The organism is Streptomyces sp. NPDC002785, from assembly GCF_040295565.1.
GTDB lineage: Bacteria > Actinomycetota > Actinomycetes > Streptomycetales > Streptomycetaceae > Streptomyces.
Window position 1 is genome coordinate 1 of sequence record NZ_JBEOVN010000107.1, and the last position, 24,829, is coordinate 24,829.

The following is a 24,829-nucleotide window of genomic DNA, read 5'->3' on the forward strand; positions in this document are numbered from 1 at the left end:
CCCGTTCCGCAATTGCGGAACGGGGATTTTCTCACGTATATTGAGTGGTTCTGTGTGCCCACAGAAAAACCCCTTCACGGGGCCACTAAAAACACCGTATCCGGCAGGGAGCGATTTTGTCAACTCGCGAAAACGTCGAATTGCAGAAGGAGCAGGAATTCATCGACCGGCTCTACGACCGTGTCGACACGCTGCGCGGAGTCACCGCGCAGCGTGTCGAGGATGCGTTGACCCCGGTAGGGAACGGCCTGCAGGCTCGTCTCGAACGCGATGTGCTCGTCGCCGAGCGTTCCGGTCTGCTGGCAGCCCTGAACGCGGTGGACGGCTCGCTGTGCTTCGGCCGCATTGATCTCCACGATGGCGCCGCGCACCATATCGGCCGTATCGGAATTCGTGAGGACGACACCGAACACACGCCCCTTCTGATCGACTGGCGGGCACCGGTCGCCCGACCGTTCTATCTCGCCACCGGACATACGCCCATGGGTCTGCGCCGGCGCAGGCACATCACCACCGAGGGCCGCACGGTGATCGAGCTGCACGACGAGATCCTCGATCTCGGGGACCGCGAACGCAGCGGTTTCGAGGACCCGAGCGGTGACACCGTGCTGCTCGCCGCGCTCAACTCCGCCCGCACCGGGCGCATGGGCGACATCGTGCGGACCATCCAGGCGGAACAGGACCGCATCATCCGTGCTCCGCACCGTGGTGTCCTCGTCGTCGAGGGCGGCCCCGGCACGGGCAAGACGGCGGTCGCGCTGCACCGTGCGGCCTTCCTGCTGTACGAGCACCGTGAGCTTCTTGCCAAGCGCGCGGTCCTGGTCGTGGGCCCCAATCCGGCTTTCCTGCGCTACATCGGTGAGGTGCTGCCCGCCCTCGGCGAGACCGGGGTCATGCTGGCCACGCAGGCCGAGCTCTTCCCCGGTGTCCATGCCCGCGGAACCGATACCCCCCGTGCGGCCGCCGTCAAGGGCGGCGCGGGGATGGCCGAGGCGCTCGCCCGTGCCGTACGCGACCGGCAGGGGCTGCCCGAGCCCGGCGCGCCGGTGGTCATCCCGCACGACGACGGGGACCTCGTCCTGGACTGGGAGATCGCCTACGAGGCCCGGCAGGCGGCCCGCGAGACCCGTCTGCCGCACAATCTCGCCCGTCCGTACTTCGCGTTCCACGTCATCGACGCCCTCACCGCGCAGCTCGCCGAACGCATCGGCGCGGACCCGTACGGCGGCCCGAACTTCCTCGGTGCGGACGACATCGCCCAGCTCGGCAAGAGCGTCGCCGCGAGCGAGGAGGTGCACGCCGCCGTCGGAGAGCTGTGGCCGGTGCTCACCCCCGAGGAATTCCTCGCCGACTATCTGGCCGAGCCGGTGTACGTACCGGACGAGGACGCCGAGGCCATCCGGCGCGGCCCCGGCGACGGGGAGTGGACCCCGGCCGACGTGTCGCTGCTCGACGAGGCGGCCGAACTGCTCGGGGCCGACGACAGCGCCGAGCGGGCCGCCGCCGAGGCCGAGCGCCAGGAGCGGGTCGCTTATGCGCAGGGCGTCCTCGAGCTGTCCCGGGGTTCGGAGACGTACGAGTTCGAGGACGAGGAGTCCGAGGTCCTGGCCGCCCACGACATCATCGACGCCGAGCGGATGGCTGAGCGGCAGGAGGAGGCCGATCACCGGAGCGCGGCCGAGCGGGCCGCCGCCGACCGGACCTGGGCGTTCGGGCACATCGTCGTCGACGAGGCGCAGGAATTGTCGCCGATGGCCTGGCGGCTGCTGATGCGCCGGTCACCGACCCGCTCGCTGACCCTGGTCGGTGATCCGGCGCAGACCTCCGAGGAGGCGGGAGTCGGCTCGTGGGAGAGGATCCTTGAGCCGTACGTCGGCGACCGTTTCGAGCATGTGAGGCTGGGGGTCAACTACCGTACGCCTGCGGAGATCATGGAGCTGGCCGCCAGGGTCGTACGGGCCCAGGACCCCTCGTTCGAGCCACCCGCGTCGGTGCGGTCCACCGGCGAGACGCCGTGGACGCGGGATGCCGGTGCGGATCTGGCGGGCGCTGTGGCGCGGGCCGTCGTGGAGCTGACGCCCGAGGAGGGGCGCCTCGCTGTGATCGCACCGCGTGCGCTGCACAAGGAGATCGCGGCTCCGCTCGACGGAGTCACGGCCGGCGCCGAACCCGACCTCACCCGTCCCGTGGTGCTGCTCGGCCCGCGTGAGGCCAAGGGGCTCGAATTCGACCATGTCCTGGTCGTGGAGCCGGGGCGGTTCGGGACCAGTGACCTGTACGTGGCGCTGACCCGTGCGACGCAGCGCCTGGGCATCGTCCACCGGGAGGAACTGCCCGAGTCGCTGCGCTGACCGCCGCGGCGGGGGAGTATGAGGGTCGGCTCGACCCCCAACGGAGGGTGTCGCTGAAACAGTGGCCCGAGGGACCCTCCGCTGCCCGGAAGCAGCGCGGGGGCGGCACGAGTCCGGTATGCGGGCGTTGTGAGAGGTGATCAGGGCCGACATGCGCGCCGCGCACGTCGGCCTGGGGATCGTCCTCGTCGCGACTGTGATCGTAGGCGTGTTCGCGGGGCCCGTGGCCGGATCCCGCGTGGCAGCGGCCTTTTCCGTCCTGTTCCTCGTCGCGCTGGCGGTCATGTTCCTTCGAGGCATCCCGATCCGAGGGACCAGACCGGCGGACGCGACCGCCGTGGTCCGGGCGTCGAGGACTGTGCCGACTTTTCGTGGACGTCTCGTGGGGATGCTCCAGCAGGGTGGGACGACGGGCGGAATGCACAGCTCGGCCGCGCCGGTCAGGGGCGCGGCCCGTTCCTGTGATTCCTGGCCGGGGCCACATGCCGCACGGCGTCGAGCGGCCGTGAGGGCATGCCCATGACTGGTCTGGATCGGGGCGAGGTCGCTGTTCTTTGCTGTTTCATGTCCGATTGCTTGCCCGAATGCGGTAACTCGCCATGGAAAAGGGCCAGTTGAATCTGATTAACCGTCAGGCCGACCTGAGGGCGGCCGCCAGGTACGCTGCGGTCCGGCCGTCCGCCGCACCGGCCACCTCTACGGGCGTCCCCACCGCGACGATCCGGCCACCCCGGTCGCCGCCTCCGGGGCCGAGGTCGATCACCCAGTCGGCACCCGCGACCACCGCCATGTCGTGCTCCACGACCACGACCGTGTTGCCCGCGTCGACCAGACCGTGCAACTGTCGCATCAGCACCTCGACATCGGCAGGGTGCAGCCCGGTCGTCGGCTCGTCGAGCAGGTACACGGTGTGACCTCGGCGGGTGCGCTGGAGCTCGGCGGCGAGCTTGATCCGCTGGGCCTCACCGCCCGACAGCTCCGTGGCGGGCTGCCCGAGCCGCACATAGCCGAGCCCGACGTCGAGCAGCGTTCGCAGACTGCGCTCGGCAGCGGGCGTACCGGCGAAGAAACCGGCCGCCGACTCCACCGTCAGATCCAGCACCTGCGCGATATCGAGACCGCGCAGGGTGACCTCCAGGGTCTCCGGGTTGTACCGCGCACCGTGACAGTCGGGGCAGGGCGCGTACGTGCTGGGCAGAAAGAGCAGTTCAACGGAGACGAACCCCTCGCCCTGGCAGGTCTCGCACCGTCCGCCCGCCACATTGAAGGAGAACCGCCCGGCCTTGTAGCCGCGCTCGCGCGCTGTGTCCGTCTCGGTGAACAGCTTCCGCACGACATCGAAGAGCCCGGTGTACGTGGCCAGGTTGGACCGAGGAGTACGGCCGATCGGCTTCTGGTCGACCTGTACCAGGCGGTCCACCGCCTCCAGCCCCTCCGCCGACGCACACCCGGGCGTGGGACGCTCCGCGGGAAGGCCGGCGGTGGCGGAGGCCTGCCGGTCGGCGAGGACACCGGCCAGCACCTGACCGACCAGCGTCGACTTCCCCGACCCCGAGACGCCGGTGACGGCCGTGAACACCCCGAGCGGGAACTCCGCGTCCACACCCCGCACATTGTGACGGTCGACCCCGTTCAGCTTCAGCCGCCCGGTCGGCGTACGGACCTCCCGCACCGGAGCGGGCCCGTCGTCGAAGAGGAAGCGCCGGGTCGCCGACTCCGTCACCTCCGCAAGTCCGGCCGGGGGACCGCTGTGCAGCACCCGGCCCCCGTGCTCACCGGCCAGCGGCCCCACATCGACCAGCCAGTCCGCCCGGCGCACCACATCCATCTGATGCTCCACGACGAAGACGGAGTTACCGGCCTCCTTCAGTCGGCCGAGCACCGCCAGCAGTGATTCGGTATCCGCCGGGTGCAGACCGGCCGACGGCTCGTCCAGCACATAGACGACACCGAACAGACCCGAGCGCAACTGGGTGGCGAGCCGCAGCCGTTGCAACTCGCCCGAGGACAGTGTCGGGGCCGTACGGTCGAGGCTGAGGTAGCCGAGGCCGAGCTCGGTGACCGTCTCGATCCGGGCGAGCAGATCCGCCGTCAGCACCCGCGCCGTGTCACCGCCGCCCGCCGCGCGCAGCACTTCGGCGAGCGAGGTCAGCGCAAGCGCGGCGAGTTCGGCGATCGTACGGCCGGCGAAGGTGACGGCCATCGCCTCCGGACGCAGCCGGCTGCCGCCGCAGACCGGGCAGGGGGCACTGGTCAGGAAGCGCTCGGCCTTCGCCCGCAGAGTGCGGCTCTTGGAGTCTGCGAAGGTGTGCATCACATAGCGGCGGGCACTCATGTACGTACCCTGGTAGGGGCGTTGGATGCGCCCGGCATCACGCACCGGATGGACCGTCACCACCGGCTGCTCATCGGTGAACAGGATCCACTCCCGGTCCCCGGCGTCGATCTCACGCCACGGACGGTCGATGTCGTAGCCCAGCGCGTCCAGCACATCGCGCAGGTTCTTGCCCTGCCACGCCCCCGGCCAGGCGGCGATCGCACCGTCCCGGATCGACAGCGAGGGGTCGGGGACGAGCAGCTCCTCGGCGGTGCGGTGGATACGGCCGAGACCGTGGCACTCCGGGCACGCCCCGGCGGCGGTGTTCGGCGAGAAGGAGTCGGAGTCCAGGCGTTCGGCATCGGCTGGGTACTCCCCGGCGCGCGAGAACAGCATGCGCAGGGAGTTCGACAGCGTGGTGACCGTCCCGACGGACGAACGGGCGCCGGGCGCCGAGCGGCGCTGCTCCAGCGAGACGGCGGGCGGCAGCCCGGTGACCTCGCCGACCGCGGGCGCACCGACCTGATGGATCAGCCGGCGGGCGTACGGGGCGACGGACTCGAAGTAGCGGCGCTGCGCCTCGGCGTAGATCGTCCCGAATGCGAGGGACGACTTTCCGGATCCCGAGACGCCGGTGAACACGGTGAGTGTGTCGCGCGGGATGTCGACCGAGACGTCCTGGAGATTGTGCTCACGGGCGCCGCGCACCCGGACGTACGGATCGTGGGGGGTGGACATGTGCGCGGGGACTCCGTACGGATCGGGGCAGGCCGAAAGCCCGGGGACAAACAATCCGATTCTAGGCGCCAGGGGCAGCGAGGCCGGTGGGTACGGGCCCGGAACGACCGGAGGCCGGCCCTTCGGGACCGGCCTCGGATCAGGTTCGGACAGGATTCAGCGCGACGGGCGCAGGGCGCGCTTGATGGGCCGGCCCACGACGCTGCGGGCCCGCTGATACGTCGAGCGCTGGACGGGCACCGCGGAGTTCTTCGCGAGCTTCCGCTTGAGCTGGGTGTTCTGCTCGGTGAGGTCTGTCAGCTGCGTCTGGAGCCAGTTGAGTCGGGCGCTGATCGTGGCGGCGTCGGCGCCGACCCAGGGGCGGACGCCCGGAGGGAAGGCCAGGCCGCTCATCCGTGCCTCGAAGGCCGCACCGCCGTCGCCGTGGGTGAAGGTGTTTTCGAGGCCATTCTTGTCGAGGAAGTTCATGAACCGGTCGAACCGCTCGTGGTGACCGCGCATCAGCGGCCCGAAGTCCGCCTCGGCGTAGAGGTCGGCGGGGTCGAGGTCGGAGGAGACCTTGGCGAGCATCCGGTGCGGGATCTCGAAGTAGCGGCACAGCTCCAGCGTCCGGGAGTCGCTGCAGAGCACGGTGGCGGGCGTGCCGGCCAGCAGCGCCGCGATGTTGCCGTGGATTCTGGAGCCGAAGGAGAAGTCGAAGCCCCGCAGGTCCTCCGTCCAGGTGACCGGGTCGATGTAGACGCGGACCTTGTCCTCCCCGTACATGGGGTGGTCGGGGTGGGTGGGGATGTCGGTGACTGCGGCGTTCTGATGGGACAGGTCACGCCAGTGCAGCTGACGTGCTTCGGAGATGTTCTGGCCGATGAACCGGAGGTGGGGGTAGCGCGCATGGGTACGGTTGATGATCTGCCCGAGCTTGTGCTTCCGCACGGCATCGTGCGATCCGTTGATGGCGATCCGCGACTCGGGCCCGAGTGCCCGGCCGCTCTTTTGGATGTCGAGCCTGTTGCCGTTGAGGAACATCGAGGGACAGCCGATGACGTCCACGTCCCGGAAACCCATGTCCCGCAGGTACCGCTCGGTGAACTCGCCGCGCACGCCGATGGAGGCGCTGTGGTCGAGCACGGCCGAGACGAATGCGTAGACCGTGGGCTGCATGGGCTTCAGCCGGTCCGCGGAGTAGTTGACGCCGGTCTGGGCACCCACACCCGGGACCACGACCGGGATCTTCAGCTTCGAGATGAGCTGGGTCAGACGCTCCAGCTGGCGCTCGAAGGACGGCCGGAAGGCGTTGGCGAGCGGGATGACGAAGACGTCGTACTCGCTGTTGATACGGTCGGCGTCGGCGACCCTGGTGGCGATGCCGTTCGACACCACCTCCGAATGTGGCGTCTCCAGGATCTTGTGAGCGGCGTCGCTGAAGATCAGGTTGCCCGAGTTGGTTGCGAACACGTCCTCATGGAGAGCTCGCTCGACAGGGACGACGTCGTAGGGGCTCTTCCCTGAACGCAGGAGTATTCGCTTCACATGGTTAACGTTGGATGCCACAAACCTGAATATAGCTTTACAAACGCTTCTGATTCCATGCGCATCCTGAACAACTTTTTGCGATCTGCGCGGAACGTAAGGGCATGATCACACATCTCGCGCGCGCGGGATGTGATTCGGGATGTGTGACGGACGCCTCGAGGCGGTCCTCGGGTTCTCGTGACTCCATGGCCGAGTCACTGTCCGAAAGTGACATCGTCGAAGTGATCGCCCGGTACGTCGGCCGGTCCGGACGGGGGCCGCAACTGCGGCGGACCGGCACCGACATCGCCCGGCCCCCGATGCCCGACTGCGAATCGTCCGGTGCGTGGAGAACCGCAGCGCACGGCCGGAGTCCAGGCCCGGCAGGTACGACACGTCCGGACGGCCCGCTTACGAAGGCGATCTGCGCGACCATCCGGTCGCGGCGCCGGTCCCTGCGGGGCGCCGCAGTGGTGGCCGGGGTGGTCGTGCCGGCGCTCCTGGTGGTTGCGCTGGTCTGATTTGCTGGGGGTGTGAGAAGCGACCACCGGCCCCTGGCCGTATTCGACTTGGACGGCACGCTCGCGGACACCGGCCACCGGCAGCACTACCTGGAGGGGCGACGGCGCGACTGGAACAGCTTCTTCTCCGCCGCCGTGGACGACCCGCCGCTTCCCGAAGGGGTACGGCTGGCGCTGAGCAGCGCCGAGGAGTGCGAGGTCAGGTATCTCACCGGGCGGCCCGAGCGGTGCCGCCGGGACACCGTGGCATGGCTGGCGGGACAGGGGCTGCCCGAGGGGCGGTTGTACATGCGCCGCAACGACGACCGCAGGTCGGCCCGGTACACCAAGCTGGAGATTCTGAAGCGGCTGGGCCGGGAGCGTGAGGTGCGGCTGCTGGTCGATGACGACGAACTCGTCTGCGACGCGGCGCAGCAGGCAGGTTTTGCCGTGGTGCGGGCCCGCTGGGCGAAGGTGTCGTCCGCGCTCAAGGATGCGCAGGAGCGTGAGGGCCGCACGTGATTCCGGCGTGGCGGAACCGGCCGGACATGATCCTGACCCGGTCGCGCCGGATCAACTCGTCTCGTCAAGCCGGAAGCCCACTTTCAGGCCCACCTGAAAGTGCTCGATCCGGCCATCCGTGATCTCTCCGCGAACCTGCGTGATCTCGAACCAATCGAGATTGTGCAACGTTTCCGAAGCCCTTGCGATCCCTCTGCGGATGGCGTCGTCGACGCCTTCATGGGAGGTTCCCACGATTTCCGTGACCCGATAGGTGTAATTCGACATCTTATGTCTCCTCTCGTCCCTACCACGGTGCCCTACCCGGCCCGGGTGCGCGAGAGGTCGGCGTGCGGAATGCGTGATGAACGGGACTTGACCAAAGCAATGGTCCATACCAAAATCCAGCCACGCCCGTGCGAGCGCCGCCCGCAATCCCCCACACCGGGTTACTGGATTTCGTCGTGCCGTTTCGCAGAAGGTGAACCTGGTGAAGAACCGCATACTCGTCGGAGCCGTTGCGCTCGTTTCCACCTTTGCGCTGGGCGGATGCGGCTTCGTCCCGGGCTTGGAGGCGTCCAGCAGCAAGAAGGTCACGATCTGGCTGATGAAGGACAGCGTCTCCGCCGATTTCCTGAAGCGCTTCACGAAGGCGTACGAGGACGAACATCCCTCCATCGAGCTCGAGTTCAAGATCCAGAGCTGGAGCGGCATCGGCCCGAAGGTCACCGAAGCGCTCAAGGGCAAGGACACCCCGGACGTCATCGAGGTCGGAAACACTCAGGTCTCCCAGTACGCGGAGAGCGGCGGACTGCGCGACCTCACCCTGGAGTCCGCGCGCGACCTCGGCAGCGAGGACTGGCTGCCCGGTCTCGCCGACCCGGGCAGCATCGACGGCGTCCAGTACGGCATCCCCTGGTACGCGGCCAATCGAGTGGTGATCTACAACAAGGACCTCTTCGAGCAGGCCGGTATCGAGACCCCGCCGAAGACCCGGGACGAGTGGATCGCGGACAGCGAACAGCTGAACCGGAACGGCAATCAGGGCATCTATCTCGCAGGTCAGAACTGGTACGTCCTTGCCGGATTCATCTGGGACGAGGGGGGCGAACTGGCCGAGGAGAGGGGCGGCAACTGGGAAGGCTCCCTGGACAGCCCCGAAGCAATCAGGGGTATGAGCTTCTACAAGGAACTCCAGGCGCTCGGCGACGGCCCCAAGAACGCGGACGAGGAAAGGCCCCCGCAGGCCAAGGTCTTCGCCAAGGGCGATGTCGCGCAGATCATTTCGGTGCCCGGTACCGCCGCTCAGATCGAGCAGCTGAACCCCGAACTCAAGGGAAAACTGGGCTACTTCCCGATCCCGGGCAAGACCGCGAACGCTCCCGGCTCCGTTTTCACCGGCGGGTCCGATCTGATCGTTCCGAAGGAGGCGAGTCAGCGCACCGCGGGGATCGATGTGATCAAGGCGCTGGCGGGCCGGAAGTGGCAGGAAGAACTCGCCAGGACCATGAGCTACGTGCCCAACAAGCCCGGTCTCGCGCGTGCCATCCTGGGACAGGAGGGCACCGCGGCGATGGCCCAGGGCGCCACCAAGGGGCGTGCGACGCCCAACTCGCCGCTGTGGGCGAATGTTGAGGCCGGCAACCCGATCAAGCCGTACATGACGGCTGTCCTCCAGGGCGGCGACCCGCAGGAAGAGGCGAAGGCAGCCTCGAAGAAGATCACCGAACAGCTCGCGGGCGGCTGACCACACCCAGCACCCGTCCGCGCTCGGCACACCCGGGATTCAGCCTTCGCACATCCCGGCTCTCCCATGCGGTCACGTCGAATCCAGCCGGTCACGGAAGAAGTAAGGGGCCGGGCCTTCGCAGCAGTGCGACGGTCCGGCGGCCGCCCTTGCCGATCCGTCCCCGGAGACCGTCATGAACGCGCTGCCCGTCACCTCCCTCCCCGCCGCCCCCGTTGTTTCCGCGCAGCCCCTCCCTACCGCCCCGTCGCGCTACCGGGTGTCCCTCGCCGTCGACCAGGAAGACGTACGCGCATCCCAGCGCCTTCGCCATCTGGTCTTCGCCGGTGAGCTCGGCGCCAGGCTGGAAGGAGCCGAACCCGGTCTGGACAGCGATGCGTTCGATGCGTACTGCGACCATCTGCTTGTGCGGGAGGAGACCACCGGCGACGTCGTTGCCACCTACCGCCTGCTGCCGCCCGACCGGGCAAGGATCGCCGGGCGCCTCTACGCGGAGAGCGAGTTCGACCTCCGTCGGCTCGGCCCGATCCGCGACGACCTGGTCGAGGTCGGCCGGTCCTGTGTCCACCCGGCCCACCGGGACGGCGCCGTCATCGCGCTGATCTGGGCCGGACTCGCCCGCTACATGGAACGCACCGGGCACAACTGGCTGGCCGGCTGCTGCTCGATACCCCTCGCCGACGGTGGCGTCGCCGCGGCCGGGGCGTGGGAAACCGTACGGACGAAGCACCTGGCACCCGAGGACCACTGGGTCACCCCTCACCGCCTCTGGCAACCCACCGCCAAGGCCGCAGGACGGGGAGACGTGCCCACCGGACTCTCCACGCTCCCTCCCCTGCTCCGCGGCTATCTGCGACTGGGTGCCCTGGTCTGCGGGGCGCCTGCGTACGACCCCGACTTCAACGTCGCCGATCTGTACGTACTGCTGTCGCTGCGCCGCACCGACCCCCGCTATCTGCGCCACTTCCTCGCACTCGCCCCACTGCGATGAACCCCTGGCTGCCCACCGCACCCTGCACCCCCCTCACCTGCGCCGGTCACGACGGCCTTGCGCGGGGCCGCGCGGCGGCCGTGGCCCTGCTGCTCACCGGGTGCACGCTCATCCTGGCCGGGGTGCTGGCAGCCCCGTTCGTGCTGCTGCTCGGCGCGGCACGGCGGGAGCGGCTGGTCCGGCGCTGGGCGTACGGGGTCGTGCGGGCCTTCGGTGTACGTGTGCGGGTCATCGGCACACCAGGGGCAGGCGCACCGGGGGCAGGCGCACCGGCCACGCTCGTCGTAGCGAACCACATCTCATGGCTGGACATCCCGCTCGTCGCGGCCGTGTTCCCAGGCCGGATGCTGGCCAAGAGCGAGATACGGAAGTGGCCACTGCTCGGCCGGCTCGCTGTCGTCGGCGGCACGCTCTTCGTGGAACGCGACCGGCTGCGCTCACTGCCCACGACCGTGGGCGACGTCGCGGCGGCGCTGCGCGGCGGTTCTCGGGTGGTCGCCTTCCCGGAGGGCACCACCTGGTGCGGGCGCGGCGGCGGCCGGTTCGGGCCCGCCGTGTTCCAGGCCGCGATCGACGCCAACGCCACCGTCAGGCCGGTACGCATCACCTACCGCACCGCGCCGCCGGGCAGCATTGTCGCCGTCGGCCGTACAGGACCCGCCATCACTGCGCCGACGGCCGGTGGGGGCGGCCGGTCGCCCGGCCACGAGCGCTCCGCACCGGCGGATCGCGCAACCCCGGCCGGTGCGGCCGCGTTCGTCGGCGACGATCCGCTCATCGCCTCACTGTGGCGGGTGGTGACGGCCGCCGGGCTGACCGCCGAGATCCGCGTTCTGCCACAGCTTCCGGCAGGTGACTGCCCGGACCGCCGCACCCTGGCACGCCTCGCTCAGACCGCCGTAGCCAACGACAGCGCGAACCGGTCCCCGGAGTCCGTCCACCACTGATCCATCCTCAGACCGGCCGCGACGAGTTCGGCCCGGACGCCCTCCTTGCGGAATTTGGCCGACACCTCGGTACGCAACTCCTCGCCGGCCTCGAAGGCCACCACCAGATCCAGGTCCGGGATCTTCACCGTGAGCGCCGCGCGGGCCCGCAGCCGCATCTCGATCCACTCCCGCTCCGGATCCCACAGCGCCACGTGATCGAAGTCGGCCGGGTCGAAGTCCGCACCCAGCTCCCGGTTCACGACTCTCAGCACGTTCTTGTTGAACTCCGCCGTCACCCCGGCCGCATCGTCATAAGCGGCGACCAAAACCTTCTCGTCCTTCACCAGATCCGTGCCGAGCAGCAGCGCGTCGCCCGGGCAGAGCAGCGACCGTACCGACTTCAGGAACACCGACCGCTCGTCGGGCAGCAGATTGCCGACCGTGCCGCCCAGGAACGCGATCAGCCGTGGCCCCGGGGTGCCCGGCAGTGCGAGACCGCCCGTGAAGTCGGCGATCAGAGCGTGCACGGAGAGATCGGGCCGTTGTGCGAGCAGGGCCTCGGCGGCGCCGCGCAGCGCGCTCTCGCTCACATCGACCGGTACGTAACTGTGCAGCGCGGGCAGTGCGTCCAGCAGGTGCCGGGTCTTCTCCGACGAACCCGATCCCAGCTCGATCAGGGTCTGCGCCCCGGACGCCGCAGCGATCTCCTCGACGCGGTCGATCAGGATCTCGCGCTCGGCGCGGGTCGGGTAGTACTCGGGAAGCCGGGTGATCTCCTCGAACAGTTCACTGCCGTGCGCGTCGTAGAACCACTTGGGCGGCAGTGTCTTCGGATGCCGGGTCAGGCCGTGCAGCACATCGGCGCGCAGCGCCGCGTCCGTCGCGTCCACCGGCAGGGTGCGGGTCAGCAGAAAGGGACTCACTCAGTGGGCTCCTTGAGCGGGGTCAGCAGAACTTCGGCGTGGGTCGCCGTCAGCAGCGTCCGGTCGGGGACCGCGCGCCACTGCGGATCGTCGTCGTACGGCTCCGAGGCCACGACCGTGCGCAGGCCGGGCTCGGCGAAATACCAGAGGGTGTCGCCCCAGGCCGTCGCCACGATCGTGGTGCCATCGGTGAGCAGCAGATTCAGCCGCGATTTTGGCGCCGCGGCCGCCACGTCGAGCACGGTGTCGGCGACGGCCTGCGGCAGTTCGTCGCCGTCGGCGAGGCGGTGTCGTACGAGGGCCCAGACCAGGGCCGAGTCGCAGCGGGCGGTGAGGGTCAGCAGTTCGGCCGGGGGCAGCGCGGCGGCGAGCGGTGCCAGGGACTCCGGCCAGCCCTTCACCGCACCGTTATGGCTGAACAGCAGCCGCCCGGCGGCGAACGGCGCGGCCGCCGCCTCGCCGTCGGCGCCCGCCTCGGTGGCGTCACGTACCGCGGCGAGCAGCGCCGGACTGCGCACCACTCTGGCCAGATCGGCGAACGTCTGGTCCCCCCAGAGCGGGCCCCGGCGCCGGTAGCGTCCGGGCACCGGATCGCCGTCCGCGTACCAGCCGACGCCGAAACCGTCTGCGTTGACGGTCCCATGCCTCTGGTGTCTCGGTGCCCAGGACTGGCGCACAAGGCTGTGGGGTGGTCGTGCCAGCAGTTCGCCGAGAGCCACCGACGGTCCCAGATACGCGATATGACGACACATCAGAGATCCCTCGCGGTGCGGAAACCGGAGAAGATCTGGCGTCGCACCGGCAGGTCCCAGTTGCGGAACGTCCCCCGGCACGCCACCGGATCCACGGCGAACGAACCGCCGCGCAGTACCTTGTGTGCCGGTCCGAAGAACACCTCGGAGTACTCGCGGTACGGGAACGCCGAGAAGCCGGGATAGGGCAGGAAGTCGCTCGACGTCCACTCCCATACGTCACCGATCAACTGCCTTGCACCGAGCGGCGACCGGCCTGCGGCGTACCCCCCCGCCGGTGCCGGCCGCAGATGACGCTGACCCAGGTTGGCCCGCTCGGGGGTCGGGTCCTCGTCGCCCCACGGATAGCGCAGCGAACGGCCCGACGCCGGGTCGTGGCGCGCCGCCTTCTCCCATTCCGCTTCCGAGGGCAGTCGGCGCCCGGCCCAGCGCGCGTATGCGTCCGCCTCGTACCAGCTGACATGGAGCACGGGTTCGGTCTCGGGGACCGTCTCGGTCACTCCGAAGCGGCGGCGCAGCCACTGGCCGGCGTCCCGGTGCCAGAACAGCGGAGCGGTCAGTTCGTGCTCACGGACCATCGCCCACCCCTCGGGGGCCCACCAGTGACGCTCGGTGTAGCCGCCGTCCTCGATGAACCGCTGGTACGCGCCGCAGGTGACCGGGGTCGTGTCGATGAAGAAGTCCGCCACGTCGCGCACATGGGCGGGACGTTCATTGTCGAGGGCCCACGGCTCGGTGGACGTACCCATGGTGAACGGGCCGCCCGGGACCAGTACTTCAGCAGGGAGCCCCGCCACGTCGGTGGGGGCAGGCGGCACCGGCGCGGTCAGCACGGCAGGACCCGATCTGAGCTGATGGGTGATCAGCATCGTTTCGTCGTGCTGCTGTTCATGCTGGGCGATCATGCCGAAGGCGAACCCGGCCTGCACCAGCGGACAGTCACCATGCAGTGCCGTGCCGTCGAGTACGTCCAGTGCGCGGCCACGTACCTCCGCGGCGTAGATGCGGGCCTCGGCGGGCGCCAGCAGGGGCAGCGAGGGGCGGGTCGCCCGGGGATGTTCGAACGCGTCGTACAGCCCGTCGATCTCCGGGCGCATCGCCTCCCGTCCGGCCACCCCGCGCAGCAGCCACAGCTCCTCCTGATTGCCGATGTGTGCGAGGTCCCAGACCAGGGGGGACATCAACGGCGAGTGCTGGGCGGTCAGTTCATCGTCGTCCACACTGTCGGTGAGAAGCGTGGTGCGTTCACGGGCGGTGAGCAGCGCGGCGAGGGCGCGCTGCCGGAGCGCCTCGGTGTCCGCCTCGTCCGGTCCGGCCGGACTGTGCGGATCGGATGCGGCGGGCGTGGGGGAGTCGGTCATGAGCGGGGCCCCTCGAAGTGGTGGCCCGAATCACCCGCTGAACCCGGCGCGAGCAGTTCGGGAAGATCGTCGGCCGGACATCGGCCCCGGGCGACGAAGCGGTCGTTGAAGTCCGCCACCGCCTCCTGCACGGCCGTGGTCGCTCCCATCCGGGGCAGCGCCTCCAGCGCGAGTTCGAAGCAGGCGGTGGCCGCCGACCGCAGTTCGGGATCGGTCAGGCCGTCGCGGGCGGCGCCCACCCAGAGCGGATTGCGCGGCGCGGGCCGTGGCCCGGCCGTTTCGGCCAGTGGCTTGACGGTGCGGTACACGGTCTCGGCGGCCTCCGGATCGTCGAACAGGGCGGTGGTGACGGCAAGCGGCACCAGCCACCCGTCCGCGCCGGGCTGCGCGTCGATCATGCGCAGCTCAAGATGTCCGCGCGGGCGCACGGGCGGAAAGAGGGTGCTGATGTGGTAGTCGAGGTCGGCGCGCACCGGTGGTCTCGGTGTGCCGGTGCGGATCCAGTCGCGGAAGGTCAGACCGTCCGGCACGGCCCATGGCCCCTCGTCGCCCCGGATGCACATCACCGGGGTGTCCAGGACATGCATGGCCCAGGCCTCGCGCGGCGGCAGATGACCGGGCGGTGCCAGGGACCGCCATGGATCGAGGTCGGCCCAGAGTGACTGCCGGGTGGACCGCCACGGTGTCGGGCGGCCGAACTGGAACGGCGAGTTCGCGAACACCGCCACCAGCACCGCGCCCAGCAGATGGGACAGCTGCCAGCGACGCCCGTAGCCGAGCGGACCCGGTTCCTCCTCTCCTGCGTCCAGGCATACTTGGACGGATGCGGTGCTGCACATCATGGCGCGGCCGGCCGGTCCCGACCTGTCGAACGAGACCTCCATGGCGTCGTAGCGGGGCTCGTGCAGCAGACGGCGCGGTGGATGCCACGGATCGACGCCGAGGCCCACCGGTGCGAGATCCGCCCGGTCCAGGGCGTCACGTACAGCGGTGAGATCGGCGGCGGTGGCATCGATGCACGCCATCAGGGAGTCGGCGGGGCGCGAGCTGAGCTCCAGCTGGCCGCCGGGTTCGAAGGTGAGCGCCGCACTCAGGGGAAGGGCCCGGAGAATGGCGGCGGCTGCGTCGAGACGGTGGTGGGGGACAGGGGCGCGGGGATGATCTCGGTGGTGAATGAGCCATTCGAGTTCGACGCCGACCGTGCGTGGCGGTCCGGTCTTGAAGCAGATGCAGCGCAGTAAATCCTCCGCCTCGCCCTCGCCGAGGGGCGGGGCCTGGCCGGGCGGACCGTGGTGGGCGGCTGTGTCGGATGACATGCCGGGCCTCCTTCTTCTCGGTTCGTCCGTGCCACCCAAACCCCTACGGGGGGATCGCACAAGGGTGCCCCTTTGCGTCGGAAATTCGGTTGCATCCATGCCGCTGGAGCGCCGAGCATGCCCCGTATGCACCACACGGGGGAGTACCGATGAGCGCACGGCTGCGCGGCATCGCGCGAGAGACCGAGGCCATTGTCGAGGCCGGCCGCTACCACACGCAGGAAGGGCGTGAGGTGAGCATCGAGCGTGCGCTGACCAGCGCACTCTCGGGTACCGGGCTGTACGGCCCCGAGCCGGTACCGGTCGCGGCACTCGACTCCGACCGCACACCGGTCGTCGAGGTCACCGACGAGAGCAGTCTGCAGGCGGCGCGCCGGATGACCGGCGAAGGACCCGGCAAGGTCGCCGTCCTGAACTACGCCTCCGCCCGCAATCCCGGAGGCGGCTACCTCAACGGCGCACAGGCCCAGGAGGAAGCCCTGTGCCGCGGCTCGGCCCTGTACGCCACGCTGCTGCGCGCCCCCGACTACTACGCCCACCACCGCGTTGAACGCAGCGCCTTCTACACCGACCGGGTGATTCACTCACCGTGCGTACCGGTGTTCCGCGACGACCGGGGGCGGCTGCTCGACACCCCGTACACCGCGGGCTTCCTCACCTCCCCGGCACCCAACGCCGGAGTCATCCGCAGCCGCACCCCCGAGGACGCGCACCGCATCCCCGCCGCGCTTGCGGCCCGGGCCGAACGGGTGCTGGAGGTCGCGGCGGTGCGCGGGTACCGCAGGCTGGTGCTGGGCGCCTGGGGCTGCGGTGTGTTCCGCAACGATCCGGCGGAGGTGGCCGGTGCGTTCCGGGCGCTGCTGCTGGACGACGGCAGGTTCGCCGGGCACTTCGAGCAGATCGTCTTCGGCATCCTCGACCGCAGCCCCGAATCCGCCATCAGGTCCGCCTTCGCCCGGACGTTCAGCGGTCGGTTCCAGCCGTAGCGCTCCCGCAGCCGGCCGGCGACCAGATCGAACCGGTCCCGGTCCAGAGCAGACGCCTCATGGATCTGGAGCGAGTCGACGATCAGCCCGAGCTTCTCCATCTCGGTCCCGCACGCCGCCCGGGTCTGCCCGGTGAGCTTCTCCCGGTCCCGGATCATGTCCTCGACCGTCAACCCGCCCACGATGGACCGCAGATGACCGGCAAACACGTTGTGCACCCGCTCCGACATCATCTTCTGCTGGTCGAGGAAGCGGCGGGCCGCATTGGCGATCGACACGAAGTCGTCGCCCACCTTGGAGATGACAACGCCCCGCACCTGCAGCGGAATCCCCTGATACGTGACGCAAACGACCGACAACTCGGTCTCGTTGAGGTCCAGAGACACCTTCCGCACCGCCTGAACCCCGGGCAGGACGAGCGTGCCGTGACCGGTGACGATCCGGAACCCCATGCCCTGCCCGAGACCCTCGGTCTTGTGCCTGGAACCGAGATGACCAGTGCTTCGTTCGGCTCGGCCACTCGCCACACATCAGCTTGAACAGGCCGATCAGCACAACGATGGCGGCAAGTACGAGCCCCGCCGTGACGCCGATGACCTGCCCCGGAGCGTACCCACGCCGCACGGGTCTGGAAGACTGCCCGACGCCATGAGCCAGTTACCGAACCAACCCACCGAAGGCCCCGTTCCGACCAGTGCCGATGTGGCACGGCTCGCCGGAGTCTCCCGGGCCACCGTGTCGTACGTACTCAACAACAACGCGGCCGTGCGGATCAGCGAACCCACCCGCCGCCGGGTCAGGGAAGCGGCCACCGAGCTGGGCTACGTGCCGCACGCGGCGGCCCGCAGCCTGCGTGCCGGACACACTCGCATGGTGCTGCTGCCCACCGTGAACTTCCCGGCCGGCCCGCTCCACCACCGCTTCTTCCACCAACTGGAATCCGGGCTGCGCCACCTCGACTACACCGTCGTCCAGTACGGCAGTACCGGTCTGGACGCCGACGACGCGCCCCGCGCCTGGGCCGAACTCCGTCCGGTTGCCGTCATCGCACCCGGCACGATCGCCCTCACCCCGCAGGGCATATCCGTACTCAGGCGATCCGGAGCCAAGGCCGTGATCACCCTCGGGCCTCGGCCGGTGGCCGGTGCCCATGCGCTGGTCATGGACCAGCGGGAGGTCGGCAGCTGTGCGATCGGACATCTGCTGGAGCGCGGCCGTCGCCGCATCGGCGTCGTCATGCCCGAGGAAAGCGGCCTGGGCCTGTTCGCCGAACCCCGGCTGGCCGGAGCGCGGCAGGCCGCACTGAGCCACGGCGCCCGTATCGAACCGCTGCCGCTGCGGCACGAGGAGGAGTCGGCTGCCCGGCTGGCCGCCCGCTGGCGCACCATGGGCCTCGATGCCGTGTTCGCGTACAACGACGAATACGCGATGCTCCTGATGAGGGCCCTTCAGGACGCGGGCATCGAGGTGCCCCGCGAGACGGCTGTGGTCGGCGCCGACGATCTGATGCTCGGCAGACTGCTGCGACCCCGGCTCAGCAGCGTGCGGATGGAGCTGGCCACGCCACAGCCGCTTGCGGACCTCGTCGACCGGCTGGTGCGGCACCCCGGCGGCGCCCCCGAGCACCACGACCTGCTGCGGGCCGGGGCGGTCCACCGTGAGTCCAGCTGAGCCGCCGACTCCGCACGGTGCAGCAGTGCGGCAACGTGCGCACCGCGCGCCGCTTGCTTAGCGTCATGACCATGAGTCATCCGCAGAGTTACGAGATCCTGCTGGTCCCCGGATTCGCCGAGGACACCACCGACGCCGCCGAGCCCGGCGGCGCCATCCGCTCGGCGGTCGTGGCGGCGACCGGCGAGACGGGGGCATCGGGCTACCCCCGGTATTCGGGCGAAGGCATCGTGGCGGACATCGATCCGGCGACGCACACGGTCGAGGCCCTGCTGGTCGACGGCGCCGAGCTGGACTACGGCCTCTCGGTCCGGATCAAGGAGAGGAACGCCGAAGGCAAGGCCGACAGCTGAGGCCGGGCCGCCCGCGTCCGGCCACGCAAGGCTACGGACGGCCACGGAAAGGGGCCCGACCGGACCGTCGGGCCCCTTTCCCCGCTCATGCGCGCACGGAGCCTACTTCTGTTCCGTCTGCTGGTCCTCGATGGACTTGCGGACCTCGTCCATGTCCAGCTTCCTGGCCTGCCCGATGATGTCCTCCAGCGCCGCCTCCGGCAGAGCCCCGGGTTGGGCGAACACCGCCACATTGTCCCGGACGATCATCAGCGTGGGAATGGAACGGATCTCGAAGGCCGCTGCCAGCTCCTGCTGCGCCTCCGTGTCGACCTTGGCGAAGACCAGGTCGCCGTGGCGCTCGGACGCCGCGTCGTAGACCGGCGCGAACTGCCGGCACGGGCCGCACCAGGAAGCCCAGAAGTCGATCAGGACGAAGTCGTTGTCACTGACGACCTGATCGAAGTTTTCCTTGGTGAGCTCAACGGTGCTCATGCTCTGCTACCTCTTCCTGTGCCCGTTCGGACCTGTCCCACACAACCGTGCCTGCACTTGCGCTATTCCGCCTGCCCATGTGGCCGTCGCGCACACCCACGACCAGACTGTCCCCATGACAGATGTTTCCCTGAACACCGAGTACGACGTCGTGGTGATCGGAGCAGGTCCGGTGGGTGAGAACGTTGCCGACCGGGCGCGTGCCGCCGGTCTGAGCACGGCGGTCGTCGAGGCGGAACTCATCGGCGGCGAGTGCTCGTACTGGGCCTGCATGCCAAGCAAGGCCCTGCTGCGCCCGGTCGTCGCCCGCGCCGATGCCCGCCGCATCCCAGGACTCAGCGACGCCGTGCAGGGACCGCTGGACACCGCAGCGGTCCTCGCCCGCCGTGATGAATACGCCTCGCACTGGAAGGACGACGGCCAGGCCGCCTGGCTGGAGGGGATCGGAGCGGACATCTACCGGGGCCAGGGCCGGCTCACCGGTGAGAAGACGGTCTCCGTCACCGCCGGCGACGGTACGGAACACCGGCTCACCGCCCGGCAGGCCGTCGCCGTCTGCACCGGCAGCCGCGCCGTCGTCCCCGCCCTTCCCGGCGTCGACGGGGCCCGTCCCTGGACCAGTCGGGAGGCGACGAGCGCCAAGAAGGTGCCCGGCCGCCTCGTGATCATCGGTGGCGGCGTCGTCGCGACGGAGATGGCCACCGTGTGGCAGGCCCTCGGCGCCCAGGTGACAATGCTGATCCGCGGCAAGGGGCTCCTGCCGAAGATGGAACCCTTCGCGGGCGAGCTGGTCGCCCAGGCGCTGACGGAGGCGGGCGCCGACATCCGTACCGGAACCTCGGCGACCTCCGTACGGCGCACGGTCCGGGACGGCCCGGTCACCGTGGAGCTGGAGAGCGGAGAGCATGTCGAGGCCGACGAAATCCTTTTCGCCACCGGCCGCGCTCCGCGTACCGACGACCTCGGGCTGGAAACGGTGGGCCTGAAGCCCGGCTCCTGGCTCAGCGTCGACGACAGCTGCCGCGTCGACGGCACCACCTGGCTCTACGCGGTCGGCGACGTCAACCACCGGGCACTCCTCACCCACCAGGGTAAGTACCAGGCGCGCATCGCGGGCGCGGCGATCGCCGCACGCGCCGCGGGCGCGCCGCCGCTGGAGACCGACCGTTGGGGCGCCCACGCGGCCACCGCCGACCACGCGGCCGTCCCGCAGGTCGTGTTCACCGACCCCGAGGCCGCATCGGTCGGCCTGACCCTCGCCGAGGCCGAGCAGGCCGGCCACCGCGCACGTGCCGTCGACTACGACCTCGCCGCGGTGGCGGGCTCCGGCCTGTACGCGGACGGCTACCGCGGCCGTGCCCGCATGGTCGTGGACCTCGACCGGGAGATCCTGCTCGGTGTCACCTTCGTCGGACCCGGCATCGGCGAACTGCTGCACTCGGCGACGGTCGCGGTCGCGGGCGAGGTCCCCATCGACCGGCTGTGGCACGCCGTCCCCGCATATCCGACGATCAGTGAGGTCTGGCTGCGTCTGCTGGAGGCGTACCGGGACGCGTAGGGCCCGGCCCGCCCGTCTCCAGCAGCTCCCAGGGCGGGGCGGCATCCGTGCTGACCGTGACGACGGCCGCGAGCAGCGACTTCGTGTACGGATGCCGTGGCGCCTCGAACATCTCCTCGGCCGTCCCCTCCTCCCTCGCCACCTCAGCGTTATTCATCACCAGTACCCGGTCACTGATCCGACGGATTACCGACAGGTCGTGCGAGACGAACAACAGGGGTGTCACCAGGCGCTGTTGGAGATCGTCCAGCAGATCCAGGATCTGAGTCTGTGCCGATGCGTCGAGCGTCGACACCGGCTCGTCGCACACCAGGGTCCCGGGGGACGGTGCGAGGGCGCGGGCGATGGCGACCCGCTGGCGCCGGCCGCCGGAGAGCTGTTGGGGCGGCGGTGGAGGTGCTCCGGGCCGAGGCCCGCCAAGCCCAGGAGTTCGAGCGTGCGTGCGGCCCGGTCCTCGTGGCGCGCGACACCCGTGCTTCCGGCCGTTGCCGCCGTCATCCTCGGCAAGCGGCCGGCTCCCCGCCTGGGCAACTGGAACGCGACGATCGCCGCATCCGCCAACTGTGCCGTCGTGATCGGACTCGCGTACGCGTTCCTGCCTTCGTTCAACGAGGTCGGAAAGGACTTCCCGGTCGGCCTGCTGGGGGAGTTCCGCCTGACCAAGCCCTACTAGCCGTGCAGCCCGCTCTCCGGGCCGGCCTCGTCTTCGGCCAGCTGATGAAACGGCCTCTCGTACCGAGGACCGACTCCGTCAGGAGCGGAAACGGTGCGGCGAACGAACCGGGCTGCCACGGCGGCCAGCCGACCGACGTACCACTGACCACCAGAAGCCACCGGAACCCGCCGGGAGCTCCCGGCGGGTTTCGCCGTCCTGCCCTGCGCAGCCGAGTCGACGGCTGTACTCAGTCGTAGCGGGCCGGCGACCGGGGAGTCACTCCTCGGCCTGCTGACCCCAGTCGATCCGGTAGTGCTTCAGCAGCGTGTCCTCCTTCACCAGGCGCATACCGACGGCTGTCATCACGTGCTGGGACGCGAGGTTGTCCAGATCGGTGTCGCCGTGCACGCAGCTCACACCCTGGTCGCGGGCGAACAGGAGCAGCGCGCGCAGCGCCTCGGAGGCGTAACCCATGCCCCGCGCCGAGGGAACGAGGCCGTAGCCGATCGTGACGTGCCCGTTCTCGTCCGGAGCGCCATGGAATCCCAGCCCGCCGATCACCTCTCCGTTCTCGCGGCGGCGTATCTCGTACGAACCGAAGGGACTGGGATCACCTGTCGTCGCGCATGTGCCGAGGAAGCGCTCGGCCGCCGCCACCTCGCCGGCGGAAGGGTATCCGGGCGCCCAGCGGACACCGTCGCCCGGCTTGCCCGCCGTCACCTGCAAGGCATCGGAGGCGCTCATCAGGCGGAGGAGGAGGCGGGGAGTCTCAAGGCTTGTCATGACCGAGTGAAGTATCACGTGGGGCGGGCGGAAGGCATCCGGATTGTCCGACGGGAGCGTCCGACGCGGGGCGGGGACCCCAATCTGTACCGGCTGATGAATTCACCGGCCATGCGTACGTCACCGGCTGCGGCTCTCGAGTCCCATCAGATCCTCAGGAACCAGGAACCAGGAACCAGGGAACCAGGAACCGGGCACCAGGAGCCAGGACCGGGCCGCGGCTGTGGGCAATCTGCGCCTGGCCCCCGAACTTGCCGCGCAGATGGTGATGCCGGCCAATGTGGGCGTGGCGCTGATGCTCGTCGCCCGCCCCGCGACCTTCAGCGACGCGAGCGTGTCACGGCGGGTGCGGGACGGGTACGCGACGCCGAGCTCGCCGGGGTCTTCACTCCGGACGCATCCGGCCCCCTTGCCGACGCGGACGACATGGGGACCGCCGTGTCCGAGACCCACGCGCAGGCCACCGCGGCCCGGCTGAACGCGCTGCTGCGGCAGTCGCCCGATCCGGCACTCAGCCCGGCCGAGGGCGCCCTCCTCACGGCCCGGCCGAACCGCCTGCCGAACGCCCCTCGCGATCGTTAGAGCCCTGTCCGGTCCACGTCGAAGTCGCCGGAGAACGCCGCCGCCATCCGCAGATGACCGGTCGCCTCCGCGCTCCGCCCCTGGCGCTCAAGCGTGCGGCCGAGCATCAGCCGCGCGTAGTGCTCCACCGGGTCGCGCTCCAGGACCGCCCGCAGCTCCGCCTCGGCCCTGCCGAGCCGAGCCGAGTGGTAGTAGGCCCGGGCCAGCAGCAGACGCGGGGAGACCTGCTCCGGCACCTCCTCGACCAGGCCTTCCAGAATCCGGGCCGCAGTCATGTACTCCTTCGTTTCGAAGAACATCTGCGCACGGTCCCAGCGGTCGGCGGCCGTACCGAACTCGAAATAGGTGTCACTCACTTGCTCTCCTCGTCCACGGACCGTCCCGGGACAGCTCCCGGCTCTGTCCAGCCATTGACCCGGCTACACGCTCAGCCGCGCGTCAGTCACCCGAACATGAGACGCTGGTTGAATATTCCACTAAACTATCGGCGTGGGTACCGGCACCCCGGGCCCGCACGGAATAGGTTGAGCGCCATGAGCAATCTCGATCGCCAGGCCACACTCTCCGTCTGCGGGGGACGGGGCTTCGTCGTCGCCGAGCCGGTGCGTGAACTCCTCACCCCGCGCCATGTCCGGCTGGGCGAGTCCACCGAGGTCCGCAGGCTCCTGCCCAATCTGGGGCGCCGGATGGTCGGCGCATGGGCCTTTGTCGATCATTACGGCCCCGACGACATCGCCGGCGAACCAGGGATGCAAGTACCGCCCCACCCCCACATGGGCCTGCAGACGGTCAGCTGGCTGCACGACGGCGAGGTCCTGCACCGGGACAGTGTCGGCAGTCTCCGCACGATCCGCCCGCGCGAGCTGGGACTGATGACCTCCGGTCGGGCCATCAGTCACTCCGAGGAGAGTCCGAAGTCGCATGCGAGGTTTTTGCACGGCGCCCAGCTCTGGGTTGCCCTGCCGGACGCGCACCGCCACGTCGAGCCGCATTTCCAGCACCACGCCGAACTGCCGACCGTCACCGCCCCCGGCCTCACCGCCACCCTGATCCTGGGCGAACTCGACGGCGCCACCTCGCCGGGCACCGCATACACCCCGATCGTCGGCGTGGACCTGGCCCTGTCCGGTGGAGCCGAGGCCCGCCTGCCGCTCGACCCGGACTTCGAGTACGCGGTGCTCTCGATGTCCGGCCAGGCCGAGGTCGACGGCGTACCCATGCTGCCCGGTTCCATGCTCTACCTCGGCTGCGGTCGCACCGAACTTCCCTTGCGCGGGGACACCGACGCGGGCCTCATGCTCCTTGGCGGCGAGCCCTTCGAGGAGGAGATCGTCATGTGGTGGAACTTCATCGGGCGTTCCCACCAGGAGATCGAGGAGGCCCGGACGGGCTGGATGGAGACGTCCCGCTTCGGAGAGGTGAAGGGCTACGACGGCGACCGGTTGCCCGCTCCCGAACTCCCGCCGGTGGCGCTGAAACCACGGGGTCGGGTGCGCTGACCTGGTGTGATGCGTTCGCTCTGCTCTTCCGCCGTGTGCCCTCGCTGCGTCCCTTCGCCGGTACGGCGGGGGGACGCAGTTGCGCCTGGCGTGGGTCGGCTCCTTGGGTGGTCGGTATGTGCAGGTGTTGGCACCTGTGACCAGGTCTGATCGGACACTTGCTGACCCTTTGCTGACTCTACTGACAAGTAATCAGATTGATGGAGTCGACGGACGCCAGCGGCTGGCGGCCAGTCGTCGGACCAGCTCGGTGGTGGTCAGCGAGCGCAGTGCTTCGCGTACCGCAGCGGGCGCGGTGATGATCAGTGATTTGATCTGGTTGATGGTCTGAGT

Annotated in this window: 23 protein-coding genes and 2 pseudogenes; 13 read left to right on the forward strand and 12 right to left on the reverse strand. The window is 69.6% G+C overall.

What is annotated here, in order from left to right:
- The first annotated feature begins 140 nt into the window (after positions 1-140).
- On the forward strand, positions 141-2,351 hold the full coding sequence (locus ABTZ94_RS23145; RefSeq protein WP_351202980.1) for a HelD family protein: 2,211 nt from the start codon (positions 141-143) through the stop codon (positions 2,349-2,351).
- Positions 2,352-2,982: 631 nt separating this feature from the next.
- Here ABTZ94_RS23145 and uvrA read toward each other — a convergent pair.
- Both uvrA and ABTZ94_RS23155 read right to left on the reverse strand, forming a co-directional pair.
- On the reverse strand, positions 2,983-5,406 hold the full coding sequence (gene uvrA, locus ABTZ94_RS23150; RefSeq protein WP_351202955.1) for an excinuclease ABC subunit UvrA: 2,424 nt from the start codon (positions 5,404-5,406) through the stop codon (positions 2,983-2,985).
- 156 nt (positions 5,407-5,562) lie between these two features.
- On the reverse strand, positions 5,563-6,933 hold the full coding sequence (locus tag ABTZ94_RS23155; protein WP_351202956.1) for a polysaccharide pyruvyl transferase family protein: 1,371 nt from the start codon (positions 6,931-6,933) through the stop codon (positions 5,563-5,565).
- Positions 6,934-7,121: 188 nt separating this feature from the next.
- Here ABTZ94_RS23155 and ABTZ94_RS23160 point away from each other — a divergent pair, with 188 nt between their 5' ends.
- Positions 7,122-7,436, forward strand: coding sequence for a hypothetical protein (locus ABTZ94_RS23160; RefSeq protein WP_351202957.1), 315 nt, complete (start codon positions 7,122-7,124; stop codon positions 7,434-7,436).
- Positions 7,437-7,448: 12 nt separating this feature from the next.
- On the forward strand, positions 7,449-7,937 hold the full coding sequence (locus tag ABTZ94_RS23165) for a phosphatase domain-containing protein (protein WP_351202958.1): 489 nt from the start codon (positions 7,449-7,451) through the stop codon (positions 7,935-7,937).
- A 51-nt stretch (positions 7,938-7,988) separates the two neighbouring features.
- Here ABTZ94_RS23165 and ABTZ94_RS23170 read toward each other — a convergent pair whose 3' ends face one another.
- Positions 7,989-8,204, reverse strand: coding sequence for a dodecin (locus ABTZ94_RS23170; RefSeq protein WP_351202959.1), 216 nt, complete (start codon positions 8,202-8,204; stop codon positions 7,989-7,991).
- A gap of 202 nt (positions 8,205-8,406) precedes the next feature.
- Here ABTZ94_RS23170 and ABTZ94_RS23175 point away from each other — a divergent pair, with 202 nt between their 5' ends.
- The 3 genes from ABTZ94_RS23175 to ABTZ94_RS23185 all read left to right on the forward strand — a co-directional run bounded on the left by ABTZ94_RS23175 (position 8,407) and on the right by ABTZ94_RS23185 (position 11,601).
- The gene (locus ABTZ94_RS23175) at positions 8,407-9,663 is read left to right on the forward strand and encodes an extracellular solute-binding protein (RefSeq protein WP_351202960.1); all 1,257 of its coding nucleotides are present in this window, start codon (positions 8,407-8,409) and stop codon (positions 9,661-9,663) included.
- Positions 9,664-9,838: 175 nt separating this feature from the next.
- Positions 9,839-10,654 carry a GNAT family N-acetyltransferase gene (locus ABTZ94_RS23180; RefSeq protein ID WP_351202961.1) on the forward strand — a complete coding sequence of 272 codons (816 nt, stop codon included), beginning with the start codon at positions 9,839-9,841 and terminating at the stop codon, positions 10,652-10,654.
- The gene (locus ABTZ94_RS23185; protein WP_351202962.1) at positions 10,651-11,601 is read left to right on the forward strand and encodes a lysophospholipid acyltransferase family protein; all 951 of its coding nucleotides are present in this window, start codon (positions 10,651-10,653) and stop codon (positions 11,599-11,601) included. Before ABTZ94_RS23180 ends, ABTZ94_RS23185 begins: the two co-directional genes overlap by 4 nt.
- Here ABTZ94_RS23185 and egtD read toward each other — a convergent pair.
- Genes egtD through egtA form a run of 4 tightly spaced genes read right to left on the reverse strand, consistent with a single transcriptional unit; the run spans position 11,544 to position 15,935 of the window.
- Complete coding sequence (gene egtD / locus ABTZ94_RS23190) at positions 11,544-12,506, reverse strand: L-histidine N(alpha)-methyltransferase (protein WP_351202963.1); 963 nt, start codon at positions 12,504-12,506, stop codon at positions 11,544-11,546. The genes ABTZ94_RS23185 and egtD overlap by 58 nt on opposite strands.
- A complete protein-coding gene (egtC, locus tag ABTZ94_RS23195) occupies positions 12,503-13,258 on the reverse strand; it encodes an ergothioneine biosynthesis protein EgtC (protein WP_351202964.1) in 756 nt (251 codons plus the stop codon). The genes egtD and egtC overlap by 4 nt, the downstream gene beginning before the upstream one ends.
- Entirely contained in the window at positions 13,258-14,619 is a 1,362-nt protein-coding gene (egtB, locus tag ABTZ94_RS23200) for an ergothioneine biosynthesis protein EgtB (protein ID WP_351202965.1), read from the reverse strand. The genes egtC and egtB overlap by 1 nt, the downstream gene beginning before the upstream one ends.
- A complete protein-coding gene (gene egtA / locus ABTZ94_RS23205; protein ID WP_351202966.1) occupies positions 14,616-15,935 on the reverse strand; it encodes an ergothioneine biosynthesis glutamate--cysteine ligase EgtA in 1,320 nt (439 codons plus the stop codon). The genes egtB and egtA overlap by 4 nt, the downstream gene beginning before the upstream one ends.
- A gap of 149 nt (positions 15,936-16,084) precedes the next feature.
- Here egtA and ABTZ94_RS23210 point away from each other — a divergent pair, with 149 nt between their 5' ends.
- Entirely contained in the window at positions 16,085-16,921 is an 837-nt protein-coding gene (locus tag ABTZ94_RS23210; RefSeq protein WP_351202967.1) for a TIGR02452 family protein, read from the forward strand.
- 56 nt (positions 16,922-16,977) lie between these two features.
- On the opposite strand, the pseudogene ABTZ94_RS23215 reads toward ABTZ94_RS23210, so the two are convergent.
- Positions 16,978-17,452 (reverse strand): annotated as a pseudogene (locus tag ABTZ94_RS23215) (flotillin family protein); the annotation flags it as partial.
- A 117-nt stretch (positions 17,453-17,569) separates the two neighbouring features.
- On the opposite strand from ABTZ94_RS23215, the gene ABTZ94_RS23220 reads away from it, so the two are divergent.
- Both ABTZ94_RS23220 and ABTZ94_RS23225 read left to right on the forward strand, forming a co-directional pair.
- The gene (locus ABTZ94_RS23220) at positions 17,570-18,592 is read left to right on the forward strand and encodes a LacI family DNA-binding transcriptional regulator (protein WP_351202968.1); all 1,023 of its coding nucleotides are present in this window, start codon (positions 17,570-17,572) and stop codon (positions 18,590-18,592) included.
- A gap of 71 nt (positions 18,593-18,663) precedes the next feature.
- Positions 18,664-18,945, forward strand: a complete 282-nt coding sequence (locus tag ABTZ94_RS23225) for a hypothetical protein (RefSeq protein WP_351202969.1) — start codon at positions 18,664-18,666, stop codon at positions 18,943-18,945.
- A gap of 102 nt (positions 18,946-19,047) precedes the next feature.
- Here ABTZ94_RS23225 and trxA read toward each other — a convergent pair whose 3' ends face one another.
- Positions 19,048-19,419, reverse strand: coding sequence for a thioredoxin (gene trxA, locus ABTZ94_RS23230; protein ID WP_351202970.1), 372 nt, complete (start codon positions 19,417-19,419; stop codon positions 19,048-19,050).
- Between the two features lie 115 nt (positions 19,420-19,534).
- Between trxA and ABTZ94_RS23235 the strand changes: the two genes are divergently transcribed.
- A complete protein-coding gene (locus ABTZ94_RS23235; protein ID WP_351202971.1) occupies positions 19,535-20,977 on the forward strand; it encodes a dihydrolipoyl dehydrogenase family protein in 1,443 nt (480 codons plus the stop codon).
- Here the strand turns inward: ABTZ94_RS23235 and ABTZ94_RS23240 are convergent.
- Positions 20,931-21,287: an ABC transporter ATP-binding protein gene (locus ABTZ94_RS23240; protein WP_351202972.1), complete on the reverse strand. Its 357-nt coding sequence runs from the start codon at positions 21,285-21,287 to the stop codon at positions 20,931-20,933. The genes ABTZ94_RS23235 and ABTZ94_RS23240 overlap by 47 nt on opposite strands.
- Before the next feature lie 153 nt (positions 21,288-21,440).
- Between ABTZ94_RS23240 and ABTZ94_RS23245 the strand changes: the two are divergent.
- A pseudogene (locus tag ABTZ94_RS23245) lies at positions 21,441-21,739 on the forward strand (CbtA family protein); the annotation flags it as partial.
- Between the two features lie 169 nt (positions 21,740-21,908).
- Here the strand turns inward: ABTZ94_RS23245 and ABTZ94_RS23250 are convergent.
- Positions 21,909-22,415, reverse strand: a complete 507-nt coding sequence (locus ABTZ94_RS23250; protein WP_351202973.1) for a GNAT family N-acetyltransferase — start codon at positions 22,413-22,415, stop codon at positions 21,909-21,911.
- A 438-nt stretch (positions 22,416-22,853) separates the two neighbouring features.
- Between ABTZ94_RS23250 and ABTZ94_RS23255 the strand changes: the two genes are divergently transcribed.
- Positions 22,854-22,997 carry a hypothetical protein gene (locus ABTZ94_RS23255; protein WP_351202974.1) on the forward strand — a complete coding sequence of 48 codons (144 nt, stop codon included), beginning with the start codon at positions 22,854-22,856 and terminating at the stop codon, positions 22,995-22,997.
- Here the strand turns inward: ABTZ94_RS23255 and ABTZ94_RS23260 are convergent.
- Complete coding sequence (locus tag ABTZ94_RS23260) at positions 22,994-23,353, reverse strand: tetratricopeptide repeat protein (RefSeq protein ID WP_351202976.1); 360 nt, start codon at positions 23,351-23,353, stop codon at positions 22,994-22,996. The two genes, ABTZ94_RS23255 and ABTZ94_RS23260, sit on opposite strands and share 4 nt — an antisense overlap.
- A 177-nt stretch (positions 23,354-23,530) precedes the next feature.
- Between ABTZ94_RS23260 and ABTZ94_RS23265 the strand changes: the two genes are divergently transcribed.
- A complete protein-coding gene (locus ABTZ94_RS23265) occupies positions 23,531-24,496 on the forward strand; it encodes a pirin family protein (RefSeq protein WP_351202978.1) in 966 nt (321 codons plus the stop codon).
- Positions 24,497-24,829 lie beyond the last annotated feature (333 nt).

What these genes read in the sequence shown, in the direction of transcription:
- uvrA (WP_351202955.1), bottom strand. Translation starts at nt 5,406, where the DNA reads ATGTCCACCCCCCACGATCCGTACGTCCGGGTGCGCGGCGCCCGTGAG.
- ABTZ94_RS23160 (WP_351202957.1), top strand. Translation starts at nt 7,122, where the DNA reads ATGGCCGAGTCACTGTCCGAAAGTGACATCGTCGAAGTGATCGCCCGG.
- ABTZ94_RS23170 (WP_351202959.1), bottom strand. Translation starts at nt 8,204, where the DNA reads ATGTCGAATTACACCTATCGGGTCACGGAAATCGTGGGAACCTCCCAT.
- ABTZ94_RS23180 (WP_351202961.1), top strand. Translation starts at nt 9,839, where the DNA reads ATGAACGCGCTGCCCGTCACCTCCCTCCCCGCCGCCCCCGTTGTTTCC.
- ABTZ94_RS23185 (WP_351202962.1), top strand. Translation starts at nt 10,651, where the DNA reads ATGAACCCCTGGCTGCCCACCGCACCCTGCACCCCCCTCACCTGCGCC.
- egtC (WP_351202964.1), bottom strand. Translation starts at nt 13,258, where the DNA reads ATGTGTCGTCATATCGCGTATCTGGGACCGTCGGTGGCTCTCGGCGAA.
- egtB (WP_351202965.1), bottom strand. Translation starts at nt 14,619, where the DNA reads ATGACCGACTCCCCCACGCCCGCCGCATCCGATCCGCACAGTCCGGCC.
- egtA (WP_351202966.1), bottom strand. Translation starts at nt 15,935, where the DNA reads ATGTCATCCGACACAGCCGCCCACCACGGTCCGCCCGGCCAGGCCCCG.
- ABTZ94_RS23210 (WP_351202967.1), top strand. Translation starts at nt 16,085, where the DNA reads ATGAGCGCACGGCTGCGCGGCATCGCGCGAGAGACCGAGGCCATTGTC.
- ABTZ94_RS23220 (WP_351202968.1), top strand. Translation starts at nt 17,570, where the DNA reads ATGAGCCAGTTACCGAACCAACCCACCGAAGGCCCCGTTCCGACCAGT.
- ABTZ94_RS23225 (WP_351202969.1), top strand. Translation starts at nt 18,664, where the DNA reads ATGAGTCATCCGCAGAGTTACGAGATCCTGCTGGTCCCCGGATTCGCC.
- trxA (WP_351202970.1), bottom strand. Translation starts at nt 19,419, where the DNA reads ATGAGCACCGTTGAGCTCACCAAGGAAAACTTCGATCAGGTCGTCAGT.
- ABTZ94_RS23235 (WP_351202971.1), top strand. Translation starts at nt 19,535, where the DNA reads ATGACAGATGTTTCCCTGAACACCGAGTACGACGTCGTGGTGATCGGA.
- ABTZ94_RS23250 (WP_351202973.1), bottom strand. Translation starts at nt 22,415, where the DNA reads ATGACAAGCCTTGAGACTCCCCGCCTCCTCCTCCGCCTGATGAGCGCC.
- ABTZ94_RS23265 (WP_351202978.1), top strand. Translation starts at nt 23,531, where the DNA reads ATGAGCAATCTCGATCGCCAGGCCACACTCTCCGTCTGCGGGGGACGG.